19 protein-coding genes are annotated in these 15,605 nt (G+C 56.0%); 14 read left to right on the forward strand and 5 right to left on the reverse strand.

Annotated features, from left to right (window positions below; genetic code table 11):
* Window positions 1-240: 240 nt before the first annotated feature.
* The 3 genes from BN874_RS14295 to BN874_RS14305 all read right to left on the reverse strand — a co-directional run bounded on the left by BN874_RS14295 (window position 241) and on the right by BN874_RS14305 (window position 1,338).
* Complete coding sequence (locus BN874_RS14295; protein WP_034434705.1) at window positions 241-480, reverse strand: hypothetical protein; 240 nt, start codon at window positions 478-480, stop codon at window positions 241-243.
* A 142-nt stretch (window positions 481-622) separates the two neighbouring features.
* A complete protein-coding gene (locus tag BN874_RS14300) occupies window positions 623-1,051 on the reverse strand; it encodes a PRC-barrel domain-containing protein (protein ID WP_034434707.1) in 429 nt (142 codons plus the stop codon).
* Window positions 1,052-1,161: 110 nt separating this feature from the next.
* A complete protein-coding gene (locus BN874_RS14305) occupies window positions 1,162-1,338 on the reverse strand; it encodes a CsbD family protein (RefSeq protein WP_034434739.1) in 177 nt (58 codons plus the stop codon).
* Window positions 1,339-1,726: 388 nt separating this feature from the next.
* Here BN874_RS14305 and BN874_RS14310 point away from each other — a divergent pair, with 388 nt between their 5' ends.
* Together BN874_RS14310 and BN874_RS14315 are read left to right on the forward strand one after the other, a co-directional pair.
* Window positions 1,727-2,338 carry a hypothetical protein gene (locus tag BN874_RS14310; protein ID WP_034434709.1) on the forward strand — a complete coding sequence of 204 codons (612 nt, stop codon included), beginning with the start codon at window positions 1,727-1,729 and terminating at the stop codon, window positions 2,336-2,338.
* 64 nt (window positions 2,339-2,402) lie between these two features.
* Window positions 2,403-2,705 carry a YMGG-like glycine zipper-containing protein gene (locus tag BN874_RS14315; protein ID WP_081756416.1) on the forward strand — a complete coding sequence of 101 codons (303 nt, stop codon included), beginning with the start codon at window positions 2,403-2,405 and terminating at the stop codon, window positions 2,703-2,705.
* Window positions 2,706-3,121: 416 nt separating this feature from the next.
* Here BN874_RS14315 and BN874_RS14320 read toward each other — a convergent pair whose 3' ends face one another.
* Entirely contained in the window at window positions 3,122-3,856 is a 735-nt protein-coding gene (locus BN874_RS14320; RefSeq protein ID WP_034434711.1) for a PEP-CTERM sorting domain-containing protein, read from the reverse strand.
* A gap of 560 nt (window positions 3,857-4,416) precedes the next feature.
* On the opposite strand from BN874_RS14320, the gene BN874_RS14325 reads away from it, so the two are divergent.
* The 6 genes from BN874_RS14325 (at window position 4,417) to BN874_RS23775 (ending at window position 8,031) form a co-directional block, all read left to right on the forward strand.
* Window positions 4,417-5,589, forward strand: coding sequence for an AI-2E family transporter (locus BN874_RS14325; protein WP_034434713.1), 1,173 nt, complete (start codon window positions 4,417-4,419; stop codon window positions 5,587-5,589).
* Between the two features lie 268 nt (window positions 5,590-5,857).
* Window positions 5,858-6,166, forward strand: a complete 309-nt coding sequence (locus BN874_RS14330; RefSeq protein WP_034434715.1) for a hypothetical protein — start codon at window positions 5,858-5,860, stop codon at window positions 6,164-6,166.
* 272 nt (window positions 6,167-6,438) lie between these two features.
* Window positions 6,439-6,768 carry an ElaB/YgaM/YqjD family protein gene (locus BN874_RS14335; RefSeq protein ID WP_320411474.1) on the forward strand — a complete coding sequence of 110 codons (330 nt, stop codon included), beginning with the start codon at window positions 6,439-6,441 and terminating at the stop codon, window positions 6,766-6,768.
* Window positions 6,769-6,782: 14 nt separating this feature from the next.
* Window positions 6,783-7,226 (forward strand): phage holin family protein, encoded by a 444-nt coding sequence (locus BN874_RS14340; protein ID WP_051497868.1) that lies wholly within the window; start codon window positions 6,783-6,785, stop codon window positions 7,224-7,226.
* Window positions 7,226-7,633: a hypothetical protein gene (locus BN874_RS14345; protein WP_034434718.1), complete on the forward strand. Its 408-nt coding sequence runs from the start codon at window positions 7,226-7,228 to the stop codon at window positions 7,631-7,633. Before BN874_RS14340 ends, BN874_RS14345 begins: the two co-directional genes overlap by 1 nt.
* Window positions 7,634-7,824: 191 nt before the next feature.
* Window positions 7,825-8,031 carry a cold-shock protein gene (locus BN874_RS23775; RefSeq protein WP_034434719.1) on the forward strand — a complete coding sequence of 69 codons (207 nt, stop codon included), beginning with the start codon at window positions 7,825-7,827 and terminating at the stop codon, window positions 8,029-8,031.
* A gap of 131 nt (window positions 8,032-8,162) precedes the next feature.
* Here BN874_RS23775 and BN874_RS14355 read toward each other — a convergent pair whose 3' ends face one another.
* Complete coding sequence (locus tag BN874_RS14355) at window positions 8,163-8,477, reverse strand: DUF1840 domain-containing protein (RefSeq protein WP_034434720.1); 315 nt, start codon at window positions 8,475-8,477, stop codon at window positions 8,163-8,165.
* Window positions 8,478-8,688: 211 nt separating this feature from the next.
* Between BN874_RS14355 and BN874_RS14360 the strand changes: the two genes are divergently transcribed.
* The 6 genes from BN874_RS14360 (at window position 8,689) to BN874_RS14385 (ending at window position 15,186) form a co-directional block, all read left to right on the forward strand.
* Window positions 8,689-9,129 carry a hypothetical protein gene (locus BN874_RS14360; protein WP_034434722.1) on the forward strand — a complete coding sequence of 147 codons (441 nt, stop codon included), beginning with the start codon at window positions 8,689-8,691 and terminating at the stop codon, window positions 9,127-9,129.
* Window positions 9,130-9,223: 94 nt separating this feature from the next.
* Window positions 9,224-10,207 (forward strand): HlyD family secretion protein, encoded by a 984-nt coding sequence (locus tag BN874_RS14365; RefSeq protein WP_034434723.1) that lies wholly within the window; start codon window positions 9,224-9,226, stop codon window positions 10,205-10,207.
* Entirely contained in the window at window positions 10,204-12,942 is a 2,739-nt protein-coding gene (gene rbbA, locus BN874_RS14370) for a ribosome-associated ATPase/putative transporter RbbA (protein ID WP_034434725.1), read from the forward strand. The genes BN874_RS14365 and rbbA overlap by 4 nt, the downstream gene beginning before the upstream one ends.
* 2 nt (window positions 12,943-12,944) lie before the next feature.
* Window positions 12,945-14,075 carry an ABC transporter permease gene (locus tag BN874_RS14375; protein WP_034434726.1) on the forward strand — a complete coding sequence of 377 codons (1,131 nt, stop codon included), beginning with the start codon at window positions 12,945-12,947 and terminating at the stop codon, window positions 14,073-14,075.
* A gap of 86 nt (window positions 14,076-14,161) precedes the next feature.
* Complete coding sequence (locus tag BN874_RS14380; RefSeq protein WP_034434728.1) at window positions 14,162-14,449, forward strand: encapsulin-associated ferritin-like protein; 288 nt, start codon at window positions 14,162-14,164, stop codon at window positions 14,447-14,449.
* A gap of 299 nt (window positions 14,450-14,748) precedes the next feature.
* Window positions 14,749-15,186: a cation-transporting P-type ATPase gene (locus BN874_RS14385; RefSeq protein ID WP_034434729.1), complete on the forward strand. Its 438-nt coding sequence runs from the start codon at window positions 14,749-14,751 to the stop codon at window positions 15,184-15,186.
* Window positions 15,187-15,605: the final 419 nt, after the last annotated feature.

Below are 15,605 nucleotides of genomic sequence, written 5' to 3' on the forward strand. Positions count from 1 at the left end.
CGATTGCCAAATCCATCGGTGTATTCACTGATCGGCACTCGCGGCTCAACCAGCAGATAGTCGCCCCGGCGGATCGATCGCTTCCATGAAGGATGGAGATAAAGCATTGCGATAATCGGCGTCGGCGCCGGATGCTCGAAGATGATGTCGTAACCAACCTGGATTAGCATCAGAGTTCCTTCCTGTTCAGGTGGAAATACTTTGGCGGCAGAGCTAAACGCATCGACTCTGGCGGGGCGTTTATGCTGCGACCCCAGCGAAGTCCTCGCGAACGATGATGCTGCGCATCGGGATCACATCGCGGTGCTCCGAGCAGTGATGGGTGATGACGGGATGATCGTCAATCAAGCAGCGGCGCTCCACTGTCTTTCGCTTGCAGTGCGGGCAAACCAGTTCTGGGCGCAACGTCGTCGGATCGCGATAGATCGGGCGCTGCCATTCCATGGTTGCAGCGCTGGGGAATATCAAGGATTGATTCATGGGACTGCCTTTCTATTAAACGGGCCGCCCGCAAGCGGCGCTGCGACAACATGCTGTGAGTCATTGCTAAAAAGCCCTCACTAGGGCGAGGGCCTCATTTACGTCAAGGGGATGGCGTAATTGTGGAGACGTTGCGCATCAGTTACAGATGCGGGATGTTCGGTCTCGTCGCATCCGATTGAGTCCCGTAGTAGGAATGGATGTTCTGGGCCCAAGCGGAATCCGCCATATTGGGCCACTGATCCTTATCGAATCCGGGCGCATTTTTGAGGCGATCTGCTTCCACGTTGAGCATGAAGCGTTTGTTTTCCGCATCGAGTTTTAATGCGCTCCATGGCACCGCAAACAACTTTTCACCCATGCCGAGAAATCCGCCACAGGACAACACGGCGTAACACACGTTGCCGCTGTGCGTGTCCAACATGATCTCCTTGATGCTGCCCAGATTCTCTTCTTTCTGGTTATAGACTTCGTCGCCAATGAGCGTGTTGGCACCCATCACCTCAGGTCCAGGTCCATCGCCGTGGTTGCCGCTGGAAATGCTATCGGTATTGCGATCTTCGTAACTCATTTCATACCTCTGTCAAAAAGCGTTTAAGAAATATTCATTGCAACCATACGATGGGCTGGCCAGACAGCCAGCCCATCAGGGATCAAGCTAACGCTCAGCGATGACTCGCTTTAGATAGCTTTCTTGACGTCTTCCCTCAGATCGCCATAGCCCGCTTGGACTTTGCCCTCGGCGTTTTGAACCTTTCCTTTTTGTTCCAAGTTCTTATTGCCAACAGCCTTGCCGGCGACTTCCTTCACTTTTCCTTTCGCTTCTTCGATGCGACCTTTGACTTGATCTTTGTTCATGATGTTCTCCTGATAAGGACTATTGACGATGGCCCGGAGCGCCGTATCCAATTTCCAACGCTCACTGCCAATAATAATAAGTATAAAATTCGACGCATTCTGTACGGTAGCACACATACCAAGCCGCCGGGATCAACGGGATTGTGTCCTAGGGATTCTCTTTGTTAGCGAGGTAAAAGATAGGAACTCTGGGGATCGCCGACCACGGTTCTATGTGTGCTACCGTACCGACAGTACCCGGTCTTTTGCATAAGCTCTCCCCAAGGTTTCGATACGGCGTACCTGTTGTGGCTCATTGCGAACCTCAATATCGCCGCCTGAATGTACTGAAGCCTGATTTCAAAGCATCCCTCATCACTCCCGCGTTTACCACATAAAGGAAGAACGAATGAACAAACTTAATATGACCGCTATCGCTGCTGCAATCGGCCTTGTTTTCAGCGCTGGAGCAATGGCGCAGAACATGTCGAAAGACGCCTACAAAGCCGCCGACGACCTGATCGCGGCTGAGTACACGACCGACAAGGCGAAATGTGATCCGCTGTCTGGTAACCCGAAGGATATCTGCATCGCTGAGGCCAAGGGCAAAGAGAAGGTTGCCAAAGCTGAACTCGAAGCCCGTTACGAACCCACCGCAAAAAACCACTACAAGGCGCTCGTTGCCAAGGCAGAAGCGGATTACGCGGTAGCCAATCAAAAATGTGATGACAAGTCCGGTAACGACAAAGATGTCTGTGTGAAGGAAGCGAAAGCGGTTAAGACTCGTATCGAGGCCGACGCTGAGGCGCAGATGAAGACCTCGGATGCAAACAGGGCGGCCAGCGAGAAATCTGCTGAAGCCGGGATGAAGGCGAGAGTAGAAGGCGCTGAAGCGCGCCAGGAAGCAACCACCGAAAAGGTTGATGCAAATTACGCGGTGGCGAAGGAAAAGTGTGACTCCTTAGCGAGTGACGCCAAGACTCGTTGTATGGACGAAGCCAAAGCGAAATACGGTAAGTAGCCGACTGATTTTGAACGGATGGGTAGCGAATACCCATCCTAATTTTTGATAGAGAGAGAATCCCATGAAAACGATGCAACGATTTACCGGTAGTTCAGTGGCCTTGGCTATATTGATCGGCTTGGGTGGGTGTAGCGGAATGTCAAGACAAGATCAGAACACCTTGGCCGGTGCCGGCATCGGTGGCGTTGCGGGCGCTGTTCTGACGAATGGCAGCCCTGTTGGAACGGTCGGCGGAGCCGTGGTCGGTGGTGTCATTGGCCACGAGGTTAATACAGGCGATGACAATTACAATTACAATGACAATAACAGAAATAGAAACAATCAAAGGAATAGAGACAGGGACAGAAATAGAGACAACGATTGATCATTTTATTCAGGAACCGAGGGCGCATTTTTATGACCAGTCAAATTCGGCGCAAACCAATGATCACTCTAGTTTTATCCATAATGCTGGCGGGCGGGTCCTATTGGATTCCCGCGCCATCCATCGCCACAGCGCAGAATGCGAAGTTACCACCCGAAAGGGTAGCGGTTGTAGACGCACAGCGCGTAACATTGGCCCATAACCGGCAGTGACCTCAGTGCTGAACTTTATGGCAACGGATCGTCAATCGCGCTGACCATCGCTGCGAATACTGCCTCTGATTCATCAAGATGAACAGCGCGGCTCTCTGGATGAGAGCTGTTTGCGGATATCAAGCAAACAGTTGCAAACATTACAGGCAAAAAACGGCGACCTTTTGGGCCGCCGTTTCACGCTGTTTCAGGATTGCCAGCGAATCAGGCGCGCCGACGGCGGATGAAACCTAGACCGGCCAGACCCACCCCAAACAGGGCGGTGGAGGCGGGTTCCCCAATGCGCGTCGGCTCCTCATCCGGCGATATTGTCACGTTGGAGGCCGGTATCGCCGAACGGAAGGCTGGTATGGCGGAACTGAAGGTAATATCGTCATAGCCCGTTTTATCGACCGTTCCACCAAAGTCGATGGATTTAGCGACGCCGCTGAAAGTCGCGCCGACCGATGTCCAGTTGCAGAAAGCCCCTTTCGAACCGCTAGGGCAATTTTGGTTGTATTGGGCAGTCAGATCGAGGGAAGCCAGCAGGTTTCCGGTCGCACCTAATTCATTGTACACATTGACTGTCGCGGCCGTAGCCGAACTGTAATAGAAGGAAAAACCGGTAGTGAAGCCGGGCGTATAATTCAGGATCGCCGAGCCAGACAGGAAAAACATGATCGTATTCGGCGAAGGCGCGTTAGCGAAGTTACCGGAGCCGCCCGCATCGCCATCAATAATAGATAGCGCATTCGAACTAAATTGAATGTCATAGTCGACGCCGGAATTACCTTGACTGTCCGTGCCGGAGTTATAGAAACCAAGAAGTTGCGCTTGATCGCCAGCTCCTTCAAAGTTCAGAACGATGGTTGGCGTCGCTGAGGCGGATACGCTGCCGAGCAAACCGCCAGCGACTATGAAGGGTACGCTCAGTAGCGTGGATAAACTTTTTTTCAACATGGTGGATTCTCTATTATGGAGCAAAGGATAAAAAACGTTGACGATAGCCCGGAACGCCGTACTCTATTTATAAGCATAAAACCTGACACTTTCTGTACGGTGGCACACATAGTGATTTAGGCATAACCCGTCAAGCACACCACTATCATTTTGAAAAATAATAAGATAACTATTTTTATTCCTGGAATTTGGCCGCTTTTGGTCTCTGCACCCTCATATTTTCAAGCTGGAAGGACTTAACTGGATGACACCCTTGGAGTTCTTTTGGGTAAGGTGAAGGGCAGGAACTCCGGGTGTCACCGATTGTAGTCTTAGGTGTGCTACCGTACCGACGGGGCTGGGCTTTTCTAATAAGGTGTTTTCAAGGCTCCGATACGGCGTAAAAAGGATTGAGCGTCGCGAACCTCGCTATCGCGGCCTGAATGCATTGAATCCCAATTTCAATCGGCATTCCCAGTCACTCCCTCATTCATCACATCAAGGAAGAACGAATGAGTTGAGTTACCTACGGCCTAACTCAACCGACTGTATCGCTCTCCTAAATGATTTCGGAAGCTGCCATGAATGCTGAATCCGAGCCTACCGCAAACAATCAGCCTTCTACCCCCCTAGTGTCGGACGCCACCCTTCCTTTGCGCACGGCCCGCATAGCCGTAGATGCGCAAGGTTTGGCGTTGGTCATCCTGGCCACCATCGCTGTGATATTCGCACTGGAGTGGGCGCAGAGCTTTTTTATCCCTCTGTTGCTCGGGATTCTCTTGGCCTACACGCTGAACACCCTCGTTGTTTGGCTGGAACGGATCAAGATTCATCGGGTGGCGGGCACCAGCCTGGTGATCGTGGCCGTTGTGGGGGCGCTGGTGTTCGGAACCTACTCCTTGCGCGGACCGATGCAGACGATCATCGAGCAGTTGCCGGAAGCCGCAAGCAAGTTGGTTGCGGGCCTCACCAAACTGGGGGAGGGCCAGATCGATGCGATGCAAAAAGTACAAACCGCAGCGAATCAGCTTGAACAGGCAGCGACCGGTGTTCCTGCTACGCCCAAAAAACCCGCGACGCGCGTCGTCATCGACGATCCCTCCGCATTCAAAATCGGCAACCTCCTCTGGGCGAGTTCCATGGGAGCCGTGGGATATATCGTGCAAGCGACCATGGTGCTCTTTCTGATCTTCTTTTTCCTGCAGTCCGGCGACATTTACAAACGAAAGCTGGTGCGACTCACCGGGCCGTCGCTCTCACGCAAGAAGGTCACGGTGCAAATCCTCAGTGATATCAACCACTCCATCCAGCGCTACATGTTTATGCTGTTGATCACCAATGTGTTCGTGGCGCTGCTCGCCTGGATCGCGTTCCGCTGGATCGGCCTGGACAACGCGGGCGCATGGGCCGTCGCTGCGGGGTTGCTTCACATCATCCCTTACCTGGGGCCTGGCCTCACTGCCACCGCCACCGGGATGGTGGCCTTTCTGCAGTTCGGCTCGTTCGCCCCGGCTCTGCTGGTTTCTGGAGCATCGCTGCTCATCGCCCTATTCGTCGGCACCTTTGTCACCACCTGGATGACCGGGAAAATCGCCAGAATGAACTCGGCAGCCGTTTTCGTCTCGCTGCTGTTCTGGGGCTGGCTCTGGGGCGTCTGGGGCATGTTGCTCAGTGTTCCGATCATCGTCATCGTCAAGGTCGTGTCTGAGCATGTTGAACAATTGCAGCCTGTAGCAGAGCTGCTGGGGGAATAGAAGGAAATTTCCAGATTCAAGGCGAACAACACGACTCTCTTGGTCCCTCTCCAGTCATCTATTTTCGGTAGGTCATCATTGATCGCAAACTATGTACGCCACCGTACCGACTGCGTTTGGTTTTGTAGCTAGACTCTCATTATCAAGTCGCATTACAGAGTCTTTACCTCGGTGATACGTACTTGCCAAGTACGAGTGGATAGATTGATGACAACGATATTATTGCCACTCAGATTTAAGTTGGTGGTAAAAACGGTTGGAGATGACCATGCAAACCCAAGCAGCTCTAGCGGATGCTCAACTTTTCAGGCCGCACACTCGCCCGAATATGGACGAAAAGCGCGTAATTACCGACTACAGAGATACTGGATACAGGGAGGGCGACATACTTTTGGACATTATTAAAGAGGGTCTGATAGAAAAGCGTATCGCTATCGACGCATTGCCATCGATGGGTATTTTCGATATCGCCGAGATCATTGAATACTTCAACGTTCAGAATCCGACTATGCAAGGTCTGATGAAAGGACTTGAGGCGGAAAAGTGCCGTATACCAATGAATAGTCAAACCGGTTGAAAAAATTGCCAGTGTGTAATTAAGGCAAAAGAAGTCGCTCATTGAAGCGACAGGAAGGAATCGAGGCTAATAGAGGAGACATGTCATGGGTAAGTATTTCGTGGGGTGGCTGCTGGGTGTTCCGGTGATGGTGCTGGTGGTTATTTATCTCCTGATGCACTAAATAACCGCGCGAGAAACTTCGGCATTCCCGCCGTAAGTAGACTCGCGCGCAACCCGGATCAATTGAATCGCAACATCAACCGTATCGATAAAGGAAAATGATCATGGAAATGTCCGAAAGGTTCACAACTTATCCCAATGACCTAAGTGGCGCCAATAACACCAGCCCGAGAGCGCCCGACATGGCCCACAAAATGGCGGATGCCGCCAGTTCGACCGTAGACCGCATGGCGTCCGGCGCCCATGAGGCGGTTGATAAGATGGCCGATGTGGCTGCGCAGGCGGCGGAAACGCTCGACGTCAAAGGCGAGCAACTGAAAGATCTACAGGTGCGATGGCTGGAGAATAGCCGTGCTTACGTCCGCGATAACCCGGTGAAGGCGCTGGGGATCGCGCTCGTCGGCGGCTTCCTGTTGAGCCGCCTGTTGAGTTCTCGCTAGAGAGGGTCCCCGGTATGGACCCAACTCCCGCAGGAGAACAGCGCGTTGGATCACGGGCCACTTCCAGCGACCCGATCCGTCGTGTGGGTTTGCCGAAAGAGGCCCAGTTGCTATGGTGCGAGCTGCGTGGACTCGCGCACGATCACCTGCAACTCGCCGCGCTGGAGACCCAGCGGGCGGGCGAGAGCCTGGTGACCATGATCACGGCGGCAATGATGGTGGCTGGCTTGCTGCTCAGCGCGTGGCTGGGGCTGGTGGGCGCCGCCGTACTGGCGCTGACCGGTAGTGGAATCATGACCAGTGACAGCGCCCTGTTGCTGGCAGTCGCCGTTAATTTGCTGCTCGCGCTCATGCTCTGTGGCGTGATCCGCCGCCGGAGCCATGATCTCCGGTTCCCCGCCAACACCGGCGCTCTGCAGCCGACGGCGTCGAAATCCTCGAATGCGGAGACGTCCTGATGTCCACCGATCTTCAAAACCCCAGCCCAAGCGCTTCTTCTCTGGCTGTTCAAATCAGTGAGGCCGAGCGTCGGCTCCAGAACCGGCGGCGGTTCGTCCGGGTTCGCGGCGCGACGCTGGGCCGAACCCTCCACCAGCGGATAACAAATCCCGCTTTGTTGCTCTGGGCGGGTGGCGTGGGATTTTTCATCGGAGAACTCACTCCGCGCCCAACCCTCCAGTCGCGGGACACAGATCGTTCGCCGGACTCGGAGCATCCTTTCTTAGAGACCGCGCTGAATTTAATTAAGCTGACGAGCTGGGCGCGCACCTTATTCACAGCGCTGCTTGGCGCGGAGCCGCCGCATGACGATCTTCGGTCTAACCCAACTGGCGATCCTTCGCCATCACCGGAAAATGCACCCTAGGAATTATGCTGAAAACATGGAACCTTTCTCATTAGACGCACTCTCAACCGTGAGAGAAATAAATACGCTCTCGTAAAGCGTGAAATAAAACGAAAATCTACTGTATGTCCTTAGTTTTTATCCAAAGGGTAGATGTTAAGATTCGTGAAATTTCATCCGGTTTTCCCTGTTTTTTGAATAGCTGAGTATTTATGCGTACTGGTACGGTAAAATGGTTTAACGATGCGAAAGGATTCGGTTTCATTGCTCCGCAGGATGGCAGTGAAGACGTGTTTGTGCATCATTCTTCGATACAAGGCAGCGGCTTCAAAAGTCTGAGCGAAGGGCAGAGCGTCCAGTTTGAATCGCAACAAGGCCCAAAAGGTCAGACGGCCAGCCGGGTAGAACCGGCTCACTGATCCTTTTCGTTCGGTCAGGATAATAAAAAGCCCCGTCAAATGGCGGGGCTTTTTATTGGGCGTCATTCTGCTTTCTGAACAATACCGCACGGCCCTAAACCTGAAAGGGTGCAGATATTTTTAACCCGTTGCTATTTGTCCCACATCACATCGCATTTCGCCATTGCGGCGGCTGTAAGTAACTCGATCAAAGGCAAGGCGCGATGCGCTAAATTTACAGTGCGCTCGCCCGATTCCTCTTCTTCAACCCGGTCCGATGCATCCGCGACCACGGCTTTATTTATTGCGACAGCCTTTTTTAAGTGATCCAGCGCCATAGGAATATCCCCAGCTTGGAGGGCGCCCGGCACCGTTCCGCTGTGCCCCATCAACTTGAGCAAGCTGACTGCGATATCGCCAAACATCATGATATCGGCGTGTGCTCTGCTTTGAAAAGTAACGATCATCAAAATCTCCTCAAGGCAACCCTCATTGTCATATTTATCCAGTGGAGTAGTGCAATGCTAAGGAGGCATGTTTAATCAGTCTGTTCGCTACCGCACGGACGCCTCCAGCAGGGCAATGATAATGTCGTTTTTCGTAATGCCTACCACGCAAGTTCAGGATGCTGAATAGCTTTGGGCTTGGCGGTGAACCTATTCTCAGGAGAGCAGTTCGATGAATGTAAAGATTTGGATGAGACTCGGCGGGATCCTCGCTGTTCTGCTGGGAGTGACTCCGATGCTGGCCGTCGCGCAGGGATATGGCCATGACCGAGCCGAAGAGCGCGGCACGATCCGGATTGACAACAACCGGCGAGACGCAGTCTACATCACGGTATGGACCGATCGTGGTAAAAAATTTGGTAAAGGCTGGAGGTTTAGTTCGGGGGAATCTGCCTTTCTGGCGATTGGGAAGAAGAAGATCAAAGTCCTTCCAAACTATCAGATCAATGTCGGCAGCGACGGCGGACGGGCTAAAGTCAGGAATGTTGGACAGTTCCATAGCGGCGTATGGTACGTCAACGTGCGGGACTTATGGCGGATCACGCACCGCAATCAGGGTTATGAGCGTGACCGATCTCCCGGTCAGAGAAAAGCGCCGGACTATTTGAGGTAATCTGGACTTCCTTGCGCCGCTATTCGAGGCGTCTTCTTCATGTCCGAGAGAGCAGGCTTCAACAAAAGATATAGATACCACAGAGTGCAAACCGATGAGCGTGGGACGATGGTGGGCCGGTGCGGCGATTCTGGCGGTGGCGATAGCTGGCGCTGTCTTTATCTGGTTGCGGTTTCAGCAACCGGCGTTGCCGGAAGGATTCGCCTCCGGCAATGGCCGCATCGAGGCCACCGAGATCGATATCGCCACCCAATGGGCTGGACAGATCCAGGAGGTGCTGGCCAGCGAGGGCGATCTAGTTGACACCGATCAAGTGGTGGCGCGGATGGATACGACCGCTCTGGAAGCGCAACTGCGTCAGGCCGAAGCGCAAGTCAAACAGGCGCAGGATGCCCGCGCCAGCGTTGACGCGCTGATTTCTCAACGGGAAAGTGAGCTGGCCTTCGCCAGAAAAGACCTTGGCCGCATTCTGGAACTGACCGCTAAAGGCTTCGTTTCCAGACAGGACGCGGATCTCAAACGCACCAAACAGGAAACCACGGCGGCGGTGCTGGCGGCGGCTAAAGCCCAGGCGACAGAAGCAGAATCGGCCATTGCAGCCGCCATCGCCGCTGCAGATCGGCTCAAGATTGATATTGAGCAAGGCATCCTCAAAGCCCCCCACGCGGGCCGCGTTCAATATCGCCTGACCGAGCCGGGCGAAGTGCTGGCGGCGGGCGGCAAGGTGCTGACCCTGCTCGATTTGACCGACGTTGACCTGACCCTGTTTCTGCCCGAAACGGCGGCGGGCCGGGTGGCGCTCGGCGCGGAAGCCCGGATCGTGCTGGATGCCGCCCCAAATCTGGTCATTCCCGCTCAGGTTTCCTTTGTGGCTGCCAAGGCGCAGTTCACTCCCAAGACCGTGGAAACCCGGACCGAGCGGGAAAAGCTGATGTTCCGGGTCAAGGTGCGGATTGACCCCGATCTGCTGCGCCAGCATCTATCGCGAGTGAAAACCGGCTTGCCCGGCGTCGCTTACGTCCGGCTCGATCCCAACGCATCGTGGCCGCCAACGCTCCAGGTGAAATTGCCGCCATGACCGATTCGCCCGATGGGGTCGCCCGGCTGGTCGGCGTCAGCCATCGCTACCGCGCTGTTGCGGCGGTGGATGACATCAGTCTGGAGCTTCCCGCCGGTCGCATGATGGGCTTCATCGGCCCCGACGCAGTGGGCAAATCCACGGTGCTGGCGTTGATCGCCGGGGTCCGGCAGGTGCAGACCGGGACGGTAACCGTGCTGGGCGGCGACATGACCGACAGCCGTCATCGCCATGCCGTTTGCCCACGGATCGCCTACATGCCGCAAGGGCTGGGGAAAAATTTGTATCCCACGCTGTCAGTCGCCGAAAACATGGATTTTTTTGGTCGCCTGTTCAGCCAGTCACCGCCGGAGCGGATCGAGCGCATTCAGCAATTGCTCGATGCAACCGGTTTGGCTCCGTTCCCCGACCGCCCGGCGGGCCAACTGTCCGGCGGGATGAAACAGAAGCTGGGACTGTGTTGCGCACTGATCCACGACCCCGATGTGCTGATTCTGGACGAACCCACCACTGGCGTCGATCCGCTGTCCCGCCGCCAGTTCTGGGAACTCATCGCCAATATCCGCCAACGTCGGCCCGGCATGAGTGTGCTGGTCGCCACTGCTTACATGGAAGAAGCCGAACGCTTCGATCATCTGGTGATGATGGATGCAGGCCGGGTACTGGCGATGGGCGACCCCGCCGAACTCAAGGCCAGGACGGGAACCACCGATCTGGAGCAAGCCTTTATCGCCCTGCTGCCGGAAGCCAAACGCCAGGATCATCATGCGCTGGTCATCCCGCCCCGGCCGCATCGCGAAGGTCCGCCCGCCATCGAGGCCAAGGGATTGACCCGCCGCTTTGGCGATTTCACCGCTGTGGATCAGGTGAGTTTCACCATTGAACAGGGTGAAATCTTCGGCTTTCTCGGCTCCAACGGCTGCGGCAAGACCACCACCATGAAGATGCTCACCGGATTGTTGCCCGCTTCAGCCGGTGAAGCTCGGCTGTTCGGTCAGATCGTGGACGCCAGCGACCTCGGAATTCGCCAGCGGGTTGGCTATATGTCGCAGGCGTTTTCGCTGTACGGCGAGCTGACGGTGCGGCGAAATCTGCTGTTGCACGCCCAGTTGTTCCATCTGCCGTCGGCGGACATTCCGACCCGGTTAAAAGAACTGGCTGAGCGCTTCGATCTGAATGCGGTCATGGATCAACTGGCCGACGATGTGCCCCTCGGTATTCGGCAACGCTTGTCGCTGGCGGTGGCGGTGATCCACGAACCCGAAATGTTGATTCTGGACGAGCCGACTTCGGGCGTAGACCCGGTGGCCCGTGATGGATTCTGGGAGTTGCTGGTCGATCTGTCCCGCAACCGGGGCGTCACCATTTTCATTTCCACTCATTTCATGAATGAAGCGGCGCGCTGCGACCGGATTTCGCTGATGCACGCCGGTCGGGTGCTGGCGCAGGGCGCGCCCGCCGATCTGGTGCGCGACCGGGGCACCCAGACGTTGGAAGAAACCTTTATCGCCTATCTGGAAGAGGCCGCCGCGCCGGTGCCTGAATCGGCAGCGCCGCCGCCTGCTACCGCAACCGTGCCTGCTTCTCACCCACCGCCGCCGAACCGCCCCGCATTCGCGCTGGGCCGGCTATGGGCTTACGCCCGTCGGGAAGCGATGGAGATCGGTCGCGATCCGATCCGCCTCGGTTTTGCGCTGCTCGGCCCGGTGTTGCTGATGATCGTGTTCGGTTACGGCATCTCGTTCGATGTCGAGAAACTACCCTATGCGGTGCTGGATCGTGATCAAACCCCGGAAAGTCGAAGCTATCTGGAAAATTTCCAGGGTTCCCGCTACTTCGAGGAGCATCCGCCCTTACGCGATGCAGCCGAATTGGAGCAACGCCTGCGCAGCGGCGAGTTGAAGCTGGCTATCGCCCTGCCGCCCGCTTTTGGCAAGGATCTCAAGCGCGGTGCCCGCCCTGAAGTGGGCGTCTGGCTGGATGGGGCGATGCCGTTCCGCGCTGAAACCAGCCGTGGCTATGTTGAGGGCATCCATCGCCAATATCTGGCCGATCTGGCCCAGCACGCCGGTCAGGATACGAAATGGCTGCCTGCCGACATCGAAACCCGGTTCCGCTACAACCAGGATTTCCAGAGCGTGTTCGCGATGACGCCCGGCGTCATCATGCTGCTGCTGGTGCTGATCCCGGCCATGCTGACCGCAGTAGGGGTGGTGCGGGAGCAGGAATTGGGGTCAATCACCAATCTCTACGCGACCCCGGTCACCCGGCTGGAATTTCTGCTGGGTAAGCAACTGCCCTATATCGCCTTGGCCTTCGTCAATTTCCTCAGCCTGCTGGCGCTGGCGCTCCTGCTGTTTCGGGTGCCGGTCAAGGGCAGCTTTCCGGCGCTGGCGGTGGGCGCGCTGTTGTACGTGGTGGCGACCACCAGCTTCGGTCTGCTGGTGTCCACCTTCGTGCGGACGCAAGTCGCCGCCCTGTTCGCCACCGCAATCATCGTAATCATCCCGGCGGTCAACTTCTCCGGTTTGCTCAAACCGGTCTCCTCCCTGGCGGGTAGCGCCAAGGCGATGGGCTACAGCTTCCCCAGCGTCTATTTTCAGCAGATCAGCGTGGGAACCTTCGCCAAGGCGCTGGGATTCGCCGATTTAGCTTGGAACTATCTGGCGCTGGCGGCCTTCTTCGCCCTGTTTCTTGGCCTGAGCGTGGCGCTGCTCAAGACGCAGGAACGCTGACCATGCGCAAATCCCTGGCCAACATCTACCGGTTAGGCATCAAAGAATTGCTGAGCTTGCGTTCCGACCGGGTGATGCTGTTGTTGATCGTCTATGTCTTCAGCTTCGCGATTTACGCCGTCGCCACCGGTGCGTCCACCGAAGTGGCGAATGCCGCCGTCGCCCTGGTGGATGAAGACCGTTCTCCGCTATCCCGGCGAATTCAGGACGCGCTGCTGCAACCCTACTTTCAGCCACCGGTCCGCCTGACGGTCGCGGAGCTGGATGCGGCAATGGACGCCGGCCGGTATACCTTCGTGATGGATATTCCGCCCCACTTCCAGGCGGATATGAGTGCGGGCCGCCAACCGGCGATTCAGCTTAATGTGGACGCCACCGCCATGAGTCAGGCGGGCACGGGCGCCAGCTATCTGCAACACATCATCGCCCAGGAAATTCTGGCCTTCGCCCAAGGCCGGGAAGGCGATCCGCAATGGCCGGTCAATCTGGTAATTCGGACGCAGTTCAATCCCAACCTGAAATCGAGCTGGTTTCTGGCAGTGATGCAGCTCATCAACAACATCACCCTGCTGGCGATCATTCTCACCGGCGCGGCGCTAATCCGCGAACGCGAACACGGCACTATCGAACATCTGCTGGTGATGCCGCTGCGGCCTGCCGAGATCATGCTGGCCAAAATCTGGGCCAACGGCCTGGTGATCGTGGTTGCCGCCGTGTTGTCGCTGTATGGCGTGGTGCAGGGCTGGCTGGGCGTCCCGATCGCCGGTTCGATCCCGCTGTTCGTCGCGGGAACGGTGATCTACCTGTTTTCAGTGACGGCGCTCGGTATTTTCCTGGCGACGCTTACCCGCTCCATGCCTCAATTCGGGTTGCTGGCGATTCCGGTGTTTATGGTGATGAACCTGTTGTCGGGTGGCACGACTCCGCTCGACAGCATGCCGGAACTGTTGCAGGCGTTGATGCAGCTTTCGCCGTCCACCCATTTCGTCAGCTTTGCTCAGGCGATCTTGTACCGGGACGCCGGTTTTGCGGTGGTGTGGCCCTCTTTCGCCGCCGTCGCCGCCAGCGGCGCAGTGTTTTTCGGCGTCGCCCTGCTGCGGTTTCGCCGGATGGTGACGCTGATGCAGAGTTGAGTTTGGAGTGCGCCACTCTGTGCGCTACAGCACAGACGCCCCGGTAGGCGAATGCTAGCTTTGCTAACCAAAACAGGAGAAAGACCATGGCCAGCGTCGGTTATCACGAACCTATAGAAGAACTGTCCGATGCAACGTGCGACATGCACCGGGCCATCGTGTCCCTGATGGAAGAACTGGAAGCCGTTGATTGGTATAACCAGCGGGCGGACGCCTGCAAGGATCCCGAACTCCAGGCGATCCTTAAGCACAATCGGGACGAGGAGAAAGAACACGCCTCCATGCTGCTGGAATGGATTCGGCGCAATGATTCCAGCTTCTCCAGCAAGCTCGAAGACTATCTGTTCACCGAAAAACCTATTGCGCATCACTAAGGCTGCCGCATGAACCCGTCACCAGAACAGGCTAAGGCCACCCCCGGATGAGCAGGTCTGGTGGCTGAAACCGTTGCGTAAACCATGGTCTTTTATTCCATAGCTCACTTCTTGCTTCAACGAGGTTGCCCAAGGGTACGGCTTGGTTTTCGCCACTCAAATTCCCCACGGGTGGGGAACTTTACGCTGATGAGGCGACCGCATGTTCCCCCAGGTCTCACGCCCTCTCTGCAAGCGTTACTTTCCGCCCAACTGGCGGTAGGTTCCTGAAAACGGCCAAGATTCTTAAATGAAAGCCCATGAAAGTCAATAAAGTTTTCAGTAGCTGTCAACCCCTGTCGGAACCCCAAGCTGAATCGGCTACCGATGCGGCCGGTCTATCCAGCGCCGAGGCCGGTTCACGACTCGCCCAATACGGTCCCAACCTGTTTCGCGACCATCAGCAACCGCCCTTATGGCTGCAATTTCTATCCCGCTTCAAGAATCCTCTGGTCATTCTGCTGCTGGTCGCCAGCGCGATTTCCGCCCTGACCGGCGAAATGACCAACTTTCTCATCATCACGGTGATGGTGCTATTTAGCGTCACGTTGGCTTTCGTTCAGGAACACCGCGCCGGTCAGGCGGCAGAAAGTTTGCGCCACTCGGTCTCGGTGCGGGCCAAAGTGATCCGCGACGGCAAGCCGCTGGATGTGCCAGCGGGCGTGGAAGACCGGCCGGAGGTGGCGCAACAGGCGTAGAAACAACTCGGCCGGCAGGTTTGGTCCGGTCGCGCTGGACTGCGCGGGTGGGGCGCACGGAACTCGCTTTTTTCTTCACGGTGGTGGACATGAGCAGGAAGCGTTACTCAGCAAACGAATGATCCTACTCCGGGATCAGGTTAAGCTGAGGCTTGACAAGGCGAGAAAAAGCTTAATTTGTAACCAATGATCTAAGTTCATGGCGGGGACTCTTGGGAGGGGGTGATACCCAGGAACTTTAGCCGGTTCCATCCCAGGAGCCACCCCTCCATCCTTATTCAGAACTGACGTTTATTAGGCTTTGCGTAGCACGGGCTTCCAGCCCGTGCTGCCTCAGTCAAATCATCGGGAAGTGGAACCATTTCCTCACGCTGGCGCTCTCTAAATCGGCAGTTTGCATAAATATTGTATAATAATTT

This window comes from Candidatus Contendobacter odensis Run_B_J11, from assembly GCF_000531125.1.
In the GTDB taxonomy this organism is placed as follows: Bacteria; Pseudomonadota; Gammaproteobacteria; order Competibacterales; family Competibacteraceae; genus Contendibacter; species Contendibacter odensensis.